This is a genomic window from Maribacter sp. Asnod1-A12, from assembly GCF_045063735.1.
In the GTDB taxonomy this organism is placed as follows: domain Bacteria; phylum Bacteroidota; class Bacteroidia; order Flavobacteriales; family Flavobacteriaceae; genus Maribacter.
In genome coordinates, this window is the sequence record NZ_JBEFNZ010000006.1 from 2,318,885 (window position 1) to 2,336,451 (window position 17,567).

17 protein-coding genes are annotated in these 17,567 nt (G+C 35.5%); 14 read left to right on the forward strand and 3 right to left on the reverse strand.

Translation table 11 applies throughout. The features are described from left to right. From ACJJVP_RS09830 to ACJJVP_RS09840, 3 genes are all read left to right on the forward strand, one after another. Positions 1-867, forward strand: a complete 867-nt coding sequence (locus ACJJVP_RS09830) for a prephenate dehydrogenase (protein WP_405413223.1) — start codon at positions 1-3, stop codon at positions 865-867. 6 nt (positions 868-873) lie between these two features. Then, positions 874-1,956, forward strand: a complete 1,083-nt coding sequence (locus ACJJVP_RS09835) for a chorismate mutase (protein WP_405413224.1) — start codon at positions 874-876, stop codon at positions 1,954-1,956. A 154-nt stretch (positions 1,957-2,110) separates the two neighbouring features. Next, complete coding sequence (locus tag ACJJVP_RS09840; protein WP_405413225.1) at positions 2,111-4,201, forward strand: DUF5723 family protein; 2,091 nt, start codon at positions 2,111-2,113, stop codon at positions 4,199-4,201. 57 nt (positions 4,202-4,258) lie between these two features. On the opposite strand, the gene ACJJVP_RS09845 is transcribed toward ACJJVP_RS09840, so the two are convergent. Both ACJJVP_RS09845 and ACJJVP_RS09850 read right to left on the reverse strand, forming a co-directional pair. Then, complete coding sequence (locus ACJJVP_RS09845) at positions 4,259-4,699, reverse strand: hypothetical protein (RefSeq protein WP_405413228.1); 441 nt, start codon at positions 4,697-4,699, stop codon at positions 4,259-4,261. Between the two features lie 192 nt (positions 4,700-4,891). Beyond that, the gene (locus tag ACJJVP_RS09850; protein ID WP_405413230.1) at positions 4,892-5,704 is read right to left on the reverse strand and encodes a hypothetical protein; all 813 of its coding nucleotides are present in this window, start codon (positions 5,702-5,704) and stop codon (positions 4,892-4,894) included. Between the two features lie 107 nt (positions 5,705-5,811). Here ACJJVP_RS09850 and rsgA point away from each other — a divergent pair, with 107 nt between their 5' ends. The 10 genes from rsgA (at position 5,812) to ACJJVP_RS09900 (ending at position 15,080) form a co-directional block, all read left to right on the forward strand. Continuing rightward, entirely contained in the window at positions 5,812-6,765 is a 954-nt protein-coding gene (rsgA, locus tag ACJJVP_RS09855) for a ribosome small subunit-dependent GTPase A (RefSeq protein ID WP_405413232.1), read from the forward strand. After that, positions 6,762-7,214, forward strand: coding sequence for a D-aminoacyl-tRNA deacylase (gene dtd, locus ACJJVP_RS09860; protein WP_405413234.1), 453 nt, complete (start codon positions 6,762-6,764; stop codon positions 7,212-7,214). Before rsgA ends, dtd begins: the two co-directional genes overlap by 4 nt. Further along, entirely contained in the window at positions 7,214-7,540 is a 327-nt protein-coding gene (locus ACJJVP_RS09865; RefSeq protein ID WP_133688862.1) for a nucleotide pyrophosphohydrolase, read from the forward strand. The genes dtd and ACJJVP_RS09865 overlap by 1 nt, the downstream gene beginning before the upstream one ends. 37 nt (positions 7,541-7,577) lie before the next feature. Continuing rightward, complete coding sequence (gene aroA / locus ACJJVP_RS09870) at positions 7,578-8,807, forward strand: 3-phosphoshikimate 1-carboxyvinyltransferase (protein ID WP_405413237.1); 1,230 nt, start codon at positions 7,578-7,580, stop codon at positions 8,805-8,807. 79 nt (positions 8,808-8,886) lie between these two features. Beyond that, positions 8,887-9,936 carry a tRNA preQ1(34) S-adenosylmethionine ribosyltransferase-isomerase QueA gene (gene queA / locus ACJJVP_RS09875; RefSeq protein ID WP_036156247.1) on the forward strand — a complete coding sequence of 350 codons (1,050 nt, stop codon included), beginning with the start codon at positions 8,887-8,889 and terminating at the stop codon, positions 9,934-9,936. A gap of 104 nt (positions 9,937-10,040) precedes the next feature. Next, positions 10,041-11,084: a 23S rRNA (adenine(2503)-C(2))-methyltransferase RlmN gene (gene rlmN, locus ACJJVP_RS09880; protein ID WP_405413239.1), complete on the forward strand. Its 1,044-nt coding sequence runs from the start codon at positions 10,041-10,043 to the stop codon at positions 11,082-11,084. Positions 11,085-11,494: 410 nt separating this feature from the next. Next, on the forward strand, positions 11,495-12,472 hold the full coding sequence (locus tag ACJJVP_RS09885) for a polyprenyl synthetase family protein (RefSeq protein WP_405416159.1): 978 nt from the start codon (positions 11,495-11,497) through the stop codon (positions 12,470-12,472). Positions 12,473-12,608: 136 nt separating this feature from the next. Next, positions 12,609-13,172, forward strand: a complete 564-nt coding sequence (locus ACJJVP_RS09890; RefSeq protein WP_324025557.1) for an RNA polymerase sigma factor — start codon at positions 12,609-12,611, stop codon at positions 13,170-13,172. Then, entirely contained in the window at positions 13,159-13,908 is a 750-nt protein-coding gene (locus ACJJVP_RS09895) for a hypothetical protein (protein ID WP_405413242.1), read from the forward strand. The genes ACJJVP_RS09890 and ACJJVP_RS09895 overlap by 14 nt, the downstream gene beginning before the upstream one ends. 89 nt (positions 13,909-13,997) lie before the next feature. Further along, positions 13,998-15,080, forward strand: coding sequence for a hypothetical protein (locus ACJJVP_RS09900; RefSeq protein ID WP_405413244.1), 1,083 nt, complete (start codon positions 13,998-14,000; stop codon positions 15,078-15,080). 59 nt (positions 15,081-15,139) lie between these two features. On the opposite strand, the gene ACJJVP_RS09905 is transcribed toward ACJJVP_RS09900, so the two are convergent. Further along, entirely contained in the window at positions 15,140-15,391 is a 252-nt protein-coding gene (locus tag ACJJVP_RS09905) for a zinc-ribbon domain-containing protein (RefSeq protein ID WP_405413246.1), read from the reverse strand. Positions 15,392-15,512: 121 nt separating this feature from the next. Here ACJJVP_RS09905 and dnaG point away from each other — a divergent pair, with 121 nt between their 5' ends. After that, positions 15,513-17,498, forward strand: a complete 1,986-nt coding sequence (dnaG, locus tag ACJJVP_RS09910; protein WP_405413247.1) for a DNA primase — start codon at positions 15,513-15,515, stop codon at positions 17,496-17,498. Positions 17,499-17,567 lie beyond the last annotated feature (69 nt).

Genomic DNA, 17,567 nt, shown 5'->3' on the forward strand with positions numbered 1-17,567 from the left:
ATGAATGTATTTGTAATAGGTATCGGTTTAATAGGTGGTTCTTTAGCGAAAGACATAAAGTCGGCAGTCGACAATGTTACCATTTATGGCATAGAATCTAATGAAGCAAATTTAGCTGAGGCATTGTCTTTGGGTATCATCGATAAGACGGCAACCTATCAAGATTTACAATTAGCGGATATGGTCATTGTAAGTATACCAGTTGATGTTATGGTTACAGAGCTTCCGGTAATATTAGATGCTGTACATGAAGATTGCGTAGTTTTTGATGTGGGGTCAACCAAATCTTTAATCTGTAAGGTTTTAGAGAATCATCCTAAGAGAAGGAACTTTTTGGCGTGTCACCCAATTGCGGGAACAGAATTTTCAGGTCCGTCTGCAGCGATATATAATTTGTTCAAAGACAAGACCAATATTATTTGCGAGGTAGAACTAACTGCATTTAAACTTCAGGAAAGAGCTTTGAAAGTTTTTCAAGCAGTTGGTATGCGAATAAGGTATATGAATCCTGTTGCTCACGATAAGCACATTGCCTACGTTTCTCATTTATCGCACATAAGTTCATTCATGTTAGGTAAAACAGTGATTGAAAAAGAGAAGAACGAGCGCGATATTTTTGATATGGCGGGTAGTGGATTTGAAAGTACGGTACGTTTGGCAAAGAGTTCGCCAGCTATGTGGACACCAATTTTTAAGCAGAACAAAGAGAATGTGGTAGAGACATTGGAAGAGTACATTCAAAATCTTACGGCATTTAAAGAAATGTTACAGAAAGATGATTACGAGGGCATTTATAATGAAATGAATAATACGAATAAGATTAAAGGAATATTAAAAAGAAATACCGTTAAACAAGAAATAGAATAAGTAAAAATGGAAAATTCAAAACAAATGAGAACATGGTTGGATGACTTAAACCTTGACCATCCACTAGTAATAGCAGGGCCATGTAGTGCGGAAACAGAGGAACAAGTGTTAGGTATAGCACACTCTCTAAAAGATACGGATGTAAATTATTACAGAGCCGGTATTTGGAAACCTCGTACTCGCCCAGGAAATTTTGAAGGTGTTGGTGCTTTAGGGCTAAAATGGTTGCAAAAAGTTAAGGAAGAAACAGGTTTAAAGACAGCTACCGAGGTTGCAAACCGAGCACACGTAGAGTTGGCATTAGAACATGATATTGATTTATTATGGATCGGTGCAAGATCAACGGTTAGTCCGTTTATCATGCAAGAATTAGCAGATGCCTTAAAAGGTACAGACAAGATTGTATTGGTGAAGAATCCGGTAAATCCAGATTTAGCTTTATGGTTAGGTGGTATCGAAAGATTGCATACAGCAGGTATTAAAAAATTAGGTGCAATACACAGAGGATTTTCTACATACGAGAAAACAAAGTATAGAAATATACCAGAATGGCAAGTGGCGATTGAATTTCAGAACAAGTTCCCTGATCTTCCATTAATAAACGATCCTTCGCATATTACCGGTAAGCGTGATATGATATTTGATGTATCGCAAACAGCTTTAGATTTGAATTTTGACGGATTGATGATTGAAACACACCATGATCCAGATAACGCATGGAGTGATGCTGCACAACAGGTTACGCCAGAGAAACTTGTTCAAATCATGAGAGATCTTAGAATAAGAAAAGAAAGTGATCCAGAAGCGGAATATAACTCAGAATTAAGTAACCTAAGGGCTCAAATTGATATTATCGATAATCAATTAATAGAGACATTGGGTAAAAGAATGAAAGTATCTGACGGTATTGGAGCACTTAAAAAGCAAAAAAACGTTGCAGTTCTTCAGTCTAATAGATGGAATCAAATTCTAGGGGCTATGATACTAGAAGGGGAAAGTAAAGGATTAAGTGAAGAATTTGTTCTTCGTATGTTCAAAGCTATTCACCAAGAGTCTATCAACCATCAAGAGAAGATAGTAAACGCTTAAGATTAGCTTAACTTTATAAAAACAAAACATCCGTAATATGCGGATGTTTTTTTATGCTCAATTTTTATTGAGTAAGAAAAATATTACATTTTAACAATATCCTTAATTATGAACCGTTAGGGGTTTAAAGAACCATTTTAACCAAACAAAAAGTATGAAGAAAGTAGTGTTAATTACCATTATGTTGATTGCTTCGTTATCTGCAAAAGCACAGTCTTATATAGGCTATCTAACTGACAATTACAGTGGTGTAAATAGTGTAATTTCTAACCCGGCAAATATTGCAGATTCTCGTTTTAAAACCGATATCAATATAGTTGGTGCGAGCGGTTTTCTAGCTAATGATTATGTAGGTGTAGGTTATTCAGATTTAGTGTCAAGTGATTTTGATTTTGATAGAGATGCGAACCTAATGTCGACGAGCAACAATAATTTTTCTGGTAATGTAGATGTATTAGGACCATCATTTATGTTCAATATCGGTAAAAAATCATCTATAGCTGTATTTACTAGAGCTAGAACTTTTGTAACCGGTAACGAATTTAACGGTGAAAGTATCGATGACCTTGATGATAGTATTGACGAAAGTCAAGACTTTTTAGTCGATGAAGGCGATTTCTTTGCGGCTGGTCACGGTTGGGCAGAATTAGGAGTTACTTATGCGCAAGAGTTAATGAATAAAGAAGAGCATTTCTTAAAAGGTGGTCTTACATTCAAATATTTAAAAGGATTTGGTAATGCATATGTAACAGGTAGAAATGTAACTATTAATTATGATGCAGATGGTGCAACATTACCAGATAATTCTACTATAGGTACATTACAATCTACAGGTGATTTAATTTATGGTCGTGCAGATGAATACGATGATGATGATTATGATTACGAAGTACCAGATGCAAGCGGATTCGGATTCGATTTAGGTTTCGTTTATGAGTGGAGACCAGACTATGAAGATTACGTAGTAGCAGGGGCAGACGGGGAAAAAACAGTAATGAAAGATAAGAATAAGTACAAGCTTAAATTTGGCTTGTCACTTACAGATGTAGGATCGGTAAATTATAAGGGTAGTTTGGTAGATACATACAATATCAATAACACAATTACTCAAGATGATTATGATAATATTGAAGATTCTGACGATTTGCAAAACCTGTATACATTCAGTCAGGCTACAGAAGATTTAAAAGCAGGGTTGCCAACGGCACTTCATTTTAATGCCGATTGGAATATTAAGAAAAACTTCTATTTAAATTTTAATACAGATTTGTCTATGCGATCTGCAGGGGAGAATAACCTTAGAACTGCAAACGTATTTTCTTTGACCCCTCGTTTTGAAAGCAAGTGGTTTAGTTTCTATTTACCGGTTAGCAGCTACCAATATAGTGGTATGCAAATAGGTGCAGGGTTACGTGCCGGACCGTTATATATTGGATCTGGTTCATTGATTTCCACTTTCACTAAAAATGAAATTCAAGGTGCAGATGTATATGCAGGTTTAAAAGTGCCTGTTTATTATGGTCAGCCTAAAGATTCTGATGGAGACGGTATACCAAATAAAGAAGATGGTTGTCCTAAAAAAGCGGGTCCTATAGAAAATAACGGTTGTCCTTGGGGAGATACTGATGGAGATTCTGTTTTAGATAATGAAGATAAATGTCCAGATGAATCAGGACCAGTTGAAAATAACGGTTGTCCATGGGTTGATAGTGATGGTGACTCCATAATGGATAATGAAGATCAATGTCCTGATGAAGCTGGTCCGGTAGAGAATAATGGTTGCCCTTGGGCAGATGCTGATGGAGATGCTGTTTTGGACAAAGATGATGAATGTCCGAATGAAATGGGAACTGTGGCAAATAAGGGTTGTCCTGAGCCAGTAGTTACCGCTGAGGTTCAAAAGTCATTGAACGAGTATGCCAAAACAATTTTATTTACGACAGGTAAATCGACTCTTAAAGATGAATCTAGACCTGTTTTAGTTGATATTATTAGTATTTTGAACGAATACCCAAATGCTAATTTCACCATAGAAGGTCATACCGATAGTGTAGGTTCAGAAACTACTAATCAAAAATTATCAGAGAGTAGAGCACAAGCGGTTTTACAATTCTTAATAGATGGTGGTATTTCTTCGGCTAGGTTAACAGCTGTTGGTTATGGAGAAAGTAAGCCAATTGCTACGAATATGTATAAAGATGGAAGGCAGAAGAATAGACGTGTTGAGATTAACTTAGCGCAATAGTTTCACAAATATAGATTAGAAAGCCCGGTAAATACCGGGCTTTTTTTATGCTACTTTTTACCTTTTAAATATATATCGGGTAATGAAAATACCTTGTCCATCAGTGTTTCCCGCATCTGCTTCAACACCACTGGTGACAAAAACAAGCTCCCATCCATTTTGTGACATATCACTTAGTTTAGAAGAAATAAGCGCATCGTTAGCGGCAATGTTCTGAAAACGGATTCCTGCAATATTGTAAAAGTTAAGTAATTTAGTTTCTTCAAAATCTTTTACACGAATATCGCCACGTTTAGATTTATTTCTGGTATTATCCTCCTCGGTCTGCTCAGAAGTAAATTCTTTAAAATCCCTATCTGCATTTGCATCAATAATGCGTGATCTACCTAATCCACTAGGAACAATAGATTCTACACTAGTAATAACCTTGTATTCTTGTGCTGTAATTGTGGTGATTCCCAAAAGGGCACTAAAACTGAATAATATGATATTTTTCATGATGGCGATTTTTCTAATAGATTTTTCATTAAGCAATGAAAGTAAAAAGTATAATGAAGATTAGGAAAAATTGCCCAATTTATTCTTATAAAATGATACAAAACCCTTAAAAAAATCTACCAGAAAACCAGTAGTCAAAAAAATCCTGATACTCAAAGCATCAGGATAAATTATAAATTATTTGATTTTGTTCTATTGAATAGAGAAATCAAAGACCGATTGGTTTTCTCTACCTTGAGGTACTTGACCTTGGTAGATAAAGCAATACTCACCTGGCTCTAAAGTGTCAGGAGTAACTTTGAACTTGTTACCTTCTATTTCTTCGATAGCAAAGTTAAGTGCATATTTAGGGTCTATACCACTACTGCTAGTAATCCAGCTACTTTTGCCGGTTATCACCTCTCTAAGGTTTTTCTTCTCTTTTACCGTAAGTTTTACCAAAACAAATTCGTTCGGGTTGCTTGCCATTCTAAACCACCAGTTAAAGATACCTGTATCGCCACCTTGGTTGTTTTGCATGTTATCCACTTGAGTTACACTAGGGTCAAAGATGAAAGTGAATTCAGGCTGACTTTGGTGAATAACGTTGTTCGATTTTGTTTTTGGTAATTGTGCCTTTTTCTTCGCGTTTATTAAACCAGAAACTAATTTCTGTGCTACTTGGTTAGAATTAGAACCAGAGAATACACTTGGTTGTACTAATTTATCTTCACCACTGGCATCGGTATAATAAATACCCGTTTTAGACATGGTGTTCTGCTTAGACTTGTCCATAATTAAAGACAAAACTTCAGAAGATACACCGGCATTTTTCATTTCGCCAAGAGCGGAAATAGAAGCATCGAACTTTACATCAGAAGTATTTATTTTATCGATGATCATGTAATCGTCAAACCCAAGTTCGACCATTTGTACTACAGATTCATTAGTGATAGTTTCTTGAGCGACACCATAGCTAAATGCCGATAAGGTTAACGTTAGTAATAATTTTTTAAAGAATTTCATTTTATTGATTTTGGTTGTTATTTATTAATATAGTTCTAATTTCAAATTTATATCAATTTTTATATTTAAAGCAGTTACTTTGTATAAAAGGAAGGTATTTTACATAAATGGTTGGAATTGTTTACAAATCTACAGGAAGTTGGTACACTGTTAAAGCAGAGAATGGTGATTTTTATGAATGTAGAATAAAGGGAAAATTTAGAATAAAAGGAATAAAAAGTACGAATCCGGTAGCTGTTGGTGATAGTGTTCGCTTTGAGGTCGAGACTATTGGTGATGATACCATCGGTATAATCAATGAAATTAAAACCCGCAAGAATTACATTATACGTAAGTCGGTAAACCTTTCTAAACAGACCCATATCATAGCAGCCAATTTGGATCAAGTTTTTTTATTGGTTACGTTGAACAACCCGCCAACCTATCCGGTTTTTATAGACCGTTTTTTAATTACTGCCGAAGCTTATGAGATTCCTGTTGTATTACTTTTTAATAAAGTGGATACATATGCTACAGAGGAGTTAGATGAGATTAAGTTTTTGGCAGCCTTATATCGTAATATAGGTTATACCTGTATTGGTATTTCTGCGGCTACAGGTAAGAATGTAGATAAGGTCAAAGAAATGATGAAAGGTAAAACCTCTATGTTTTCCGGTCACTCAGGTGTAGGTAAATCCACATTGGTAAATGCCATTGAACCAAATTTAGATATTAAGACCAAACAAATTTCTCAACAGCACGCTCAAGGTCAGCATACAACCACCTTTGCAGAAATGTTCGACCTTAGTTTTAATGCCCGAATTATAGATACTCCGGGTATTAAGGGATTCGGGATTGTAGATATGGAAAAAGAGGAAATAGGAAACTATTTTCCGGAGTTCTTTGAACTGAAACAAGATTGTAAATTCAATAACTGTATTCATGTAGACGAGCCAAAATGTGCTGTAAAAGATGCCTTAGAAAATGGTGATATAGCATGGAGTAGATATAATAGTTACTTACAGATGATAAAAGGCGAAGACGAGAATTATAGGGTAGATATACATGACGATAAAAAATGAGAGTAGTACTGCAAAGAGTTTCAAAAGCAAGTGTAACAGTTGAAGGGAAAAAGATCAGTTCCATAAATGTAGGAGTGCTCATTTTTGTAGGAATTGAGAATGAAGATAGCCAAGTTGATATTGACTGGTTAACGAATAAAATAGCAAACCTACGTATTTTCAATGATGAAGACGGAGTTATGAATAGGTCACTTCTAGCTACTAAAGGCGATGCAATAGTTGTCAGTCAGTTTACATTGCATGCCAGTACAAAAAAAGGCAATCGCCCGTCTTATATAAAAGCTGCAAGACCAGAAGTGGCTACACCATTGTACGAAGCTTTTATTAGCACTATGGAATCTAAAATGGGCAAAAAAGTAGGCACAGGTATATTCGGGGCAGATATGAAGGTCGAATTATTGAATGATGGTCCTGTGACTATACTAATAGATACAAAAAATAAAGATTAATGAATATCGAAAACGCGCAACTAGAAGTAGATAACTGGATCAAGGAACATGGCGTTCGTTACTTTAATGAGCTGACGAATATGGCGCAGTTGACAGAAGAAGTAGGGGAGGTCGCTAGAATTATTGCTAGACGCTATGGTGAGCAAAGCGAAAAGGAATCTGATAAGAACAAAGATCTGGGCGAAGAATTGGCAGATGTAATGTTTGTGGTATTGTGTTTGGCCAATCAAACCGGTATCGATTTGCAACAAGCTTTTGATAAAAAGTTAGATTTAAAAACAAAGCGTGATCATGACCGTCATCACAGCAATAAAAAGTTGAAATAGGCGTATATTTGGCGTTCTATTTTTAAAACCATACGCTTTGAAACTTCACCTAACTGGTCCGTCAAATCATCAATTAAAAGATACAATAACTATTACAGGTTCTAAAAGTGAATCTAATCGTAGTTTATTATTGGCGGCATTATTTCCGGATATCAAAATAGAGAATATCTCAAATTCCGATGATGCCCAGGTAATGGCGAAGGGATTGGAAATTTCAGAAGGTACGGTAGATATTCATCATGCGGGTACGGCAATGCGTTTTTTAACGGGGTATTTCTCTTCTCAAGAAGGTAAAGATGTTATTCTTACGGGATCTAAAAGAATGACCGAAAGACCCATAAAAATTCTTGTAGAAGCATTAAGAACCTTAGGGGCAGAAATCTCTTATGTTCAAGATGAAGGTTATCCACCTATAAAAATAAAAGGTCAACGTATTGTAAAAGATAAAGTAAGTTTACCTGCAAATGTGAGCAGTCAGTACATTTCTTCTTTGTTGTTAATTGCACCAAGTTTAGAAAACGGACTGGAATTAGAACTGGTCGGTAAAATTACATCGGTACCTTATATAAAAATGACCTTGGCATTACTTGAAGAAATAGGTGTAGAAACCTCTTTTGAAGGTAATACGATTAAAGTAGCGCCGAAAGCAAAGGTAGAGGCAACAACATTGGTGGTTGAATCTGATTGGAGTTCAGCATCTTATTTTTATGGAATTTGTGCACTTGCCGCTCCGGGTACTGAAATCACGTTATCTGCATACAAGCAGAAGAGTCTTCAGGGAGATAGCGTTCTTGCGGATATTTATACGGCATTTGGTGTAGAAACTACTTTTGGCGAAAATAAGGTTACCTTAAAAAAGACAGACATAAAGGTATTGACAGAAAATGAAATCGATTTGGCCAACGCACCTGATATTGCACAAACAATTGCGGTAACGTGTTTCGGGTTAGGAGTAGGGTGCCATTTAACAGGTCTACATACCTTAAAAATTAAAGAAACCGATCGATTGGAAGCTCTTAATAAAGAGTTATCTAAATTGGGGGCGAATATTTCAGTAACAGATAAAACGCTTACCATAGTGCCAAGTACTGAAATCAATGCAAATGTAGCTATAGATACCTATAACGATCATAGAATGGCTATGGCTTTTGCTCCATTGGCTATGAAAACTACGCTGTTTGTGAATGATGCAGAAGTAGTTTCGAAGTCTTATCCAGATTTTTGGAACGACTTAAAACAGCTTGATTTCGGGATAAAAGAATTATAATTAGTGTTTTACTTGACAAGGCCTATCTGCAGATTGTATATTTGCAGCCGCAATTTGCTACATTAAATATAACAGCTACATGAAATTATCAAATTTTAATTTTGAGCTTCCAGACGAATTATTGGCGGAGCATCCATCTGAAAATAGAGATGAGTCTAAATTAATGGTAATCCACAGAGATACCGGAAAAATTGAGCACAAGATGTTCAAAGACATGATCGACTATTTTGATGAAGGTGATGTTATGGTTTTGAACAACACTAAAGTTTTTCCTGCACGTTTATACGGTAACAAGGAAAAAACAGGTGCTCGTATAGAAGTTTTTCTTTTACGTGAGTTGAACGAAGAGCAACGTCTTTGGGATGTTCTTGTAGATCCAGCACGTAAAATACGTATTGGTAACAAGCTATATTTTGGTGATGATGAAACGTTGGTAGCTGAGGTTATTGATAATACTACATCTAGAGGTAGAACATTACGTTTCTTATATGATGGTGCTTACTTAGATTTCAGAAGAAAACTAAGAGAGCTAGGTGAAACACCTTTGCCTAAGTATATAAAGAGAGATGTTGAGCCAGAAGATGAGGGTCGTTACCAAACTATCTATGCAAAACATGAAGGTGCAGTTGCTGCCCCTACTGCTGGTCTTCACTTTTCTAAGCACTTATTAAAGCGTTTGGAAATTAAAGGTGTTGATTTTGCTGAGCTTACATTGCATGTTGGTTTAGGTACTTTTAACCCAGTTGAGGTTGAAGATCTTTCTAAGCACAAAATGGACAGTGAAGAAATGTTCATTGATGAAAAAGCTGCGGAAATCGTTAATAATGCAAAGTTACAGAAGCGTCGTATTTGTGCTGTAGGTACAACTGCAATGCGTGGATTGGAAAGTGCGGTTTCTTCTAAGCAAACATTGAACACATATGAAGGTTGGACGAATAAGTTCATTTTCCCTCCGTATGATTTTAGTATTGCAAATGCCATGATTACCAATTTTCACTTACCAAAATCTACATTATTGATGATGGTATCTGCATTTATGGGTCATGATTTAATGAACAAAGCATATAAAGAAGCAATATTGGAAAGCTATAAGTTCTATTCTTATGGTGATGCCATGTTGATTATCTAAGTATATAGCATACCTTATTTTATAAGGACAAAGTTAAAATCCCGCTTTATCTACATATTGAGAAAGCGGGATTTTTATCACTAGTAATACCTACCTTTAAACAGATGGAAGAAATAAAGAAAAAAGATATCCGGGCACTAACGCGAGAGCAGCTTAGGGAATTCTTTGTTTCTAATGGTGACAAAGCTTTTCGTGGTAACCAGGTGTACGAATGGTTATGGCAAAAAGCCGCTTATTCTTTTGATGTAATGACGAATCTGTCAAAAGAAACCAGGGAAATGCTAGAAGCTAATTTTGTTATCAACCATATTAAGGTAGATCAAATGCAGCGTAGTAGTGACGGTACCATTAAAAACGCCGTTCGTTTGCATGACGATTTAATTGTGGAGTCGGTTTTGATTCCTACAAAATCAAGAACCACTGCCTGTGTATCTAGTCAGGTAGGTTGTAGTTTAGACTGTAGGTTCTGTGCAACGTCTCGTTTAAAACGAATGCGTAATTTGAATCCCGATGAAATTTACGATCAAGTAGTTGCTATTGACAATGAAAGTAGATTGTATTTTGAAAGACCATTAAGCAATATCGTTTTTATGGGGATGGGAGAGCCTTTAATGAACTATAACAATGTCTTGAAGGCAATTGATAAGATAACTTCCCCTGACGGATTGGCAATGTCTCCAAAGCGAATTACCGTTTCCACTTCTGGTGTGCCAAAGTTGATTCGTAAAATGGCAGACGATGAAGTAAAATTCAAACTGGCGGTTTCTTTACATTCCGCAGTTGATGAAATACGTACTTCTATAATGCCGTTCAATGCCAAGTTTACCTTAAGCGATTTAAGAGAGTCTTTACAGTATTGGTATGAAAAAACAAGAAGTCGGATTACGTATGAATATGTAGTTTGGGACGGAATTAACGATACACAAAAAGATGTAGATGCTTTGGTAGAATTCTGTCGTTTTGCACCATCAAAAGTAAACCTTATAGAATATAATCCCATTGATGACGGGGAGTTCAAACAAGCCTCTAACGCAGCCATAGACCGCTACGTAAATTCATTGGAGAAGAATAATATAGTAGTAACCGTTCGTCGTTCTAGAGGAAAGGATATAGATGCCGCATGTGGACAGTTGGCGAATAAAAGTTAGAAGCACAAAGTAATTAGTGCGAGGTAAGAAGTAAAGAGTACAAAGTATTAAGTAGGAAGTCTGAAGTTAGAAAAGAGAATATAGAGTTTAGAAAACAGACTTGTTACGAAGTGTTATATTTAGCAAAGCTAAACTTAGAAAATACAAAGTATTAAGTAATATGAATTACTGGAGTAATTGCTAACGTAACATCTTAGTACTTTATACTTAATACTAAAAACGCGAAGCGTTTAAACCAACAACCAACAACCAACAACCAACAACCAACAACCAACAACCAACAACCAACAACCAACAACCAACAACCAACAACCAACAACCAACAACCAATCCCTTTAAACCATTATCTCCTTTCCTAGTACTGTTAAATGCTAGCTTTTGACTAATTTTAGCGTTCTAATACAGAGCAACTGAAAATAGTAGCACAAATAAAGGAACCTGTCTATCAGGAAATGGAGTTGTTTGAATCGAAGTTTAGAGATTCAATGACCTCTCAGGTTGCACTACTCAATAGAATCACCCATTATATTGTAAACCGCAAGGGAAAGCAAATGCGCCCTATGTTCGTTTTTCTAACGGCAAAAATGCTGAATAACGGAGAGGTGAATGAGCGTACCTATCGCGGAGCATCGGTTATAGAGCTAATACATACCGCAACATTGGTACATGATGATGTGGTTGATGAAAGTAATAAGCGTAGAGGATTCTTCTCCATAAATGCGCTGTGGAAAAATAAGATAGCTGTTTTAGTAGGCGATTACTTGTTGTCTAAAGGTCTTTTACTTTCTATAGATAACGAAGATTTTGACTTGCTTAAAATTATCTCTGTTGCCGTTCGTGAAATGAGCGAAGGTGAGTTGTTACAAATAGAGAAAGCTAGACGTTTAGATATCACCGAAGATGTCTATTATGATATTATCAGACAAAAAACGGCAACATTGATAGCAGCCTGCTGTTCTCTCGGTGCTTGTTCAGTAAAGCCAGAAAGCGAAGATGTAGAAACTTTCAGGAAATTCGGAGAACTCTGCGGAATGGCATTTCAAATCAAAGATGACCTTTTTGACTATGGAACCAAACAAATAGGAAAGCCAACCGGTATTGATATTAAAGAGCAAAAAATGACGTTGCCATTAATATATGCGCTAAACCACTGTACCAAAAAAGAGAAAAGCTGGGTCATCAATTCTATCAAAAACCATAACCAAGATAAAAAGCGCGTCAAGGAAGTTATTGCTTTTGTAAAGGATAAAGGCGGATTGGATTATGCGGTAACTAAAATGTTACAGTATAAAGATGAGGCTTTGGGACTGCTAAGTGAATATCCAGAATCTGAGTACAAAAGTGCATTGGAATTGATGGTAAACTATGTGGTAGATCGTAAAAAGTAAATATTTCTATTAATAATTTTTAAGTTTAATTAATTGTATTTCAGTTAGTTGCAAATTATTTTTAATTTTTATTTATCTTCAGGCAACTATATGTTCTTCTTCTGCGTCTATGCTAATAGAAGACCAAACCAATATTTTGAAAATTATACCTTTTTATAAAAACGAGAAGCAGCTCATTAAAAAAGCAACATCGGGTAACCGCGATGCGCAAGAGCGTTTGTATAAAAAACATGCTCCAAAAATGTTGAGTGTCTGCCGTCAGTATATTAAAGATATTCATTTTGCAGAAGATGTAATGGTGCAAGGTTTTCTAAAAATGTTCAACAAGCTAGATACATTTAAGTTTGAAGGTAGTTTTGAAGGTTGGTTACGGCGGATAATGATCAGGGAAAGTATCTCTTATTTACGAAAACAACAGTTTGTAGTGTATGATGATGAGGTGTACGAAAAGAATCAATCTGAAGAAATATCGCAAAGTACGGATTTAGATACAGAGCATATTCAACAATTGATAGATGCTTTACCACAAGGCTATAAAATGGTATTTGTGCTGTATACCGTAGAAGGGTATAAGCATAAAGAAATTGCAGAAATGCTTTCTATAACCGAAAGCACTTCAAAAACTCAGTTATTAAAAGCCCGAAAATTGCTTCAAGATCAATTAAGGCAACAAAATATTATAGGGTATGGAAACCGATAAATTTGAAAAACATATAAAAACCAAGTTTCAAGAACGGGAGATTAATCCGTCAGAAAATGGGTGGTCTAAAATAGCATCAGAATTAAAAGATGATGATACAAAGAAGAAACCTGTGTATTTATGGATGGGTGTTGCCGCTAGCGTTATAGTGTTGTTGGGTGTTGCATTATTTTATTTTAATGGTACTAATGAGTTAAACGAATCACCAATAGAATTGGTAGAGATAGAAAACGAAGATAAGGTTGAAGAAGTAATCATTAAAGACCCAGCTCATCTTAAAGAAGAACACATAGTTGTTCTGCAAACAGAAACTAAGCCAAAGAGTATACCTGTAGAAAAGGTAGAAGTTGAAGTTTCTAATACAAAAGAGAATATCAATTTAAATGATGCTATAGAAGTAGCTGCAGTAGAACATGTTTCTACAGATGCTTCCAATACAAAATTAAAAGTATCAGATGAAATCATTAATTTAAAAGTTGCGGATATAGTAGCTCAAGTAGATGTTTTGGAGCAAAGTAGCGTGGTTACAGATGCAGAAGTAGATTCATTATTGAAACGGGCACAAGATGAAATTTTAAGAGAACGAATATTTAATACAGATAATACTGTCGATGCTATGGCTTTGTTGACAGAGGTTGAAGAAGAACTTGATCAATCTTTCCGAGACCAAATTTTTGATTCCCTAAAAGCCGGTTTTATAAAAGTGCGAACTGCAGTGGCAGACCGCAATAATTAATCAATCACAAATCGTTTTATCCTACATCTCTATAAAATGCTATAGGGACAGGGAGCGGAGTTTTATTCATCAAAAAAATCAAAATCGAAATGAGAACAATTACAATGTATTTAATGGTGTTGCTGACACTCTTTATGGTGCAAAATTCAGTAGCGCAAGAAGATTATCAAAAGACGATCGATATTTTAAATGAGCAGAAGCTTAGTGTTACTAGGCAAGAGAAAGAAGCATTAAAATTTGAAATAGCGAAAATAGTAAAACAGTTAGAGGGTGGAGAAATTACACAAGAAGAGGCGGATGCTTTGAAAATGAAAGCAGCTGAAAAGCATGCGTTAAATATTGAAGATAGAATCGCTATTATCAACAATAAAATTTCATTGCTAGAAAGGAACAACGGTGAAGTGAAAGAATTGGATACCTTGAATTATAAATTTGCATTTCAAATCGGATTTGGTGATGATGATAAGGATGGAGGTAAACTACTGGGTTTTAGACTTAATGAAAACCAGAATAGAAAAGAACCTATTTATGATAGAAGAACATATTCAGATTTGGTAATTGCAGTGGGTCTAAATAATGCAATAGTTGAAGGTCGGTCTCTTAATGATTCACCTTATAAAATAGGCGGTAGTAGATTTTTTGAAATGGGATGGCAGTGGCGTACCAGAGTATTTAAAAATACAAATTTCTTAAGATTCAATTACGGATTCTCATTTCAGTTTAACGGTTTAAAACCGAAGGATAATCAGTATTTAGTTTCTTTAGATAATGGACAGTCCGAACTTCAAGAGTTCGATTATGAGTTAGACAAGTCGAAATTCAGAATGGATAACCTGGTTTTTCCTATGCATTTCGAGTTTGGACCATCAAAACAGAGTACAAGCGAAAAAAAGATGCGATACTCTTTAAAGAACCAATTCAGAGTCGGAGTTGGGGGTTATGGAGGATTTAATTTAGGCACACGTCAAAAATTAAAATACAACCTTGACGGTGATAATGTAAAGGATAAGTTGAAGCGTAGCTATAATACCAATGATTTAATTTATGGTTTAAGTGCCTACGCCGGTGTTGACGGTTTTCTATTATATGTGAAGTATGATTTAAATCCTATTTTTAAAGATGCAGCTGTAGAACAACGAAATGTTTCCTTAGGTCTTCGTTTTGACCTTTAAATAAGAAATTCATCAATCAAATTAGCTGTGGTGCCGTGTTTAATTCCCGGTTACTGCAGCTAATCAGTTGTTTTAGAAAGTTCTAAATTCATCTCTTCGGTAAACTCATTCTCATAATAACCACGTTTACAGTGGCTACATTCTATGGTAGTAGTACTAGAAATTTTAAAAAGCTTGATCCAAAAAATATGAAAGTAGTTCTTTTGGATAACAGCTATCAACGTCCCTCGTTGTTTACAATACGGGCATTCACAATTAAAAAGATGTTTAGTTTTGGGCTTTCCAGGTCTAGTACCAAAGAATAGAATCATACTGCAAAATTAAAAAATTACATCCTGTTACATAAACTATTATAGCTATTCTATTTTTAATACTTTTATAAATTATATTAATAATAGAGTTTCCCTCCTTAGGAGGGATTAAGGGAGGATTATGATTTCAAAAATTACCATAGATAAAGTATATGAAACCGCTCGTTTAGAAGAGGTAATTGGTGATTTTGTACAGTTGAAGAAGTCAGGCTCTAATTTTAAAGGTCTTAGTCCGTTTACAGATGAACGTTCCCCAAGTTTTATGGTATCTCCCGTAAAACAGATTTGGAAAGATTTCAGTAGTGGAAAAGGGGGTAATGTGGTTGCTTTTTTAATGGAGCACGAGCATTTCACCTATCCTGAGGCTATAAAGTATTTAGCAAAGAAATATAATATTGAAGTAGAGGAGACTGAACAGTCTAACGAACAAAAAGAGCAGGCCAGTGAGCGCGAAAGCATGTATCTGGTATCTGAATTCGCCCAAACACATTTTAAGGAAATGTTGTGGGAATCTGAGTTGGGTAAGGCAATTGGTTTAAGCTATTTCAAAGAGCGTGGTTTTACAGATGAAACTATTAAGAAATTTGAATTAGGATATTGTCTTGATCAATGGGATGGTTTCACAACTGCAGCACTAGATAAGGGGTATAAACTGGAATACCTCTCAAAAACGGGACTCACTATTGTAAAAGAAGATCCGAACAACCCAAATGGTTCAAGAAAGTTTGACCGATTTAAAGGACGGGTTATGTTTCCTATTCACTCATTAAGTGGTCGTGTACTAGGTTTTGGCGGTCGTATTTTAACAAACGATAAAAAGGCAGCCAAATATCTGAATTCTCCCGAAAGTGAGATTTACCATAAGAGTAAGGTGTTGTATGGTATTTACCATGCAAAGCAGTCTATTGCAAAAGAAGATAATTGTTATTTAGTAGAGGGCTATACGGATGTTATTCAGTTTGCGCAACGTGGTATTGATAACGTGGTGTCTTCTAGTGGTACGGCATTAACGCCAGAGCAAATTAGGTTGATCAACAGATTGACCAAAAATATAACTGTGTTATTTGATGGGGATGCGGCAGGTCTGCGTGCATCGCTTCGTGGTATAGATTTAATTTTGGAGCAGGGTATGAATGTACGTGTATGTACATTCCCAGAAGGTGAAGATCCAGATAGTTTTGCCAAGAATAATGAGCTAGATGATGTCATGAGCTATCTTAATGACAACTCTAAAGATTTTATACAGTTTAAGGCGTCACTACTTGTAAAAGAGGCGGATAACGACCCAATTAAAAGGGCGGATACGGTAAGGGATATTGTGAACAGTATAGCTAAGATTCCCGATCGTATTCAAAAAGAGATTTATATACAAGAGTGTGCCCAGATCATGAATATATCTGAAGCGGTTTTATTCAATACTCTTGCCCAAATTGGTAAGAAAGAAGAGAAAAATGCGCAAGTACAACAGAAAGAAGAACAGAAAGCTTTTGATGTTGTTCGCAATACCGAAGGTAAGAAAGAAGAAAAAATTGATGTACAGTACTTGTTAGAGCGAAAAATCATCGAATCTTTAATGTTGTATGGTAGTTATAAAGAAGAGTTTGAAGACTTGGTGTTAAAGGAAAATGATGCTGGTGATTTGGTGTTAGAGCCAGAATTATTAGAGATAAAGGTCTATGAGAAAATTTACTTAGATCTTCAGGAGGATGAAATTGAATTGGCCAATGAAGACTTTCGTAAACTTTATGCGAGATTAATAGAAGCTCTTAATACTAAAGAAGAATTTTCAATTACTGCTTTTGTAAATAGTTTGGAGCAAGATATGGCAAATCAAATTTCTTCAATATTAATGGAAGAGGAACGCTATACCTTACATAATTGGGAGCGTAAAGAAATTTTTCCGAAGAAAAAGGAAATTGGTGTAGCCCAATTGGTAAGTGAGACTATTTTAACTTTACGTTGTTTTTTAATAAAAAAAAGAATGACCGCTCTACAGAATACTACCGAAGATATGAATGCAGATAATAGAGAAGCGATTGAGGAAATTATGAATTATATTCAGTTGAATAAGTTACTAAACAAAAAATTAAATAGGGTGTTTTCTTGATTAGGAATGGATATGTAAAATAAAAAAGACCTGCTAAAAGCAGGTCTTTATGTTTTGTAACAGTTGTAA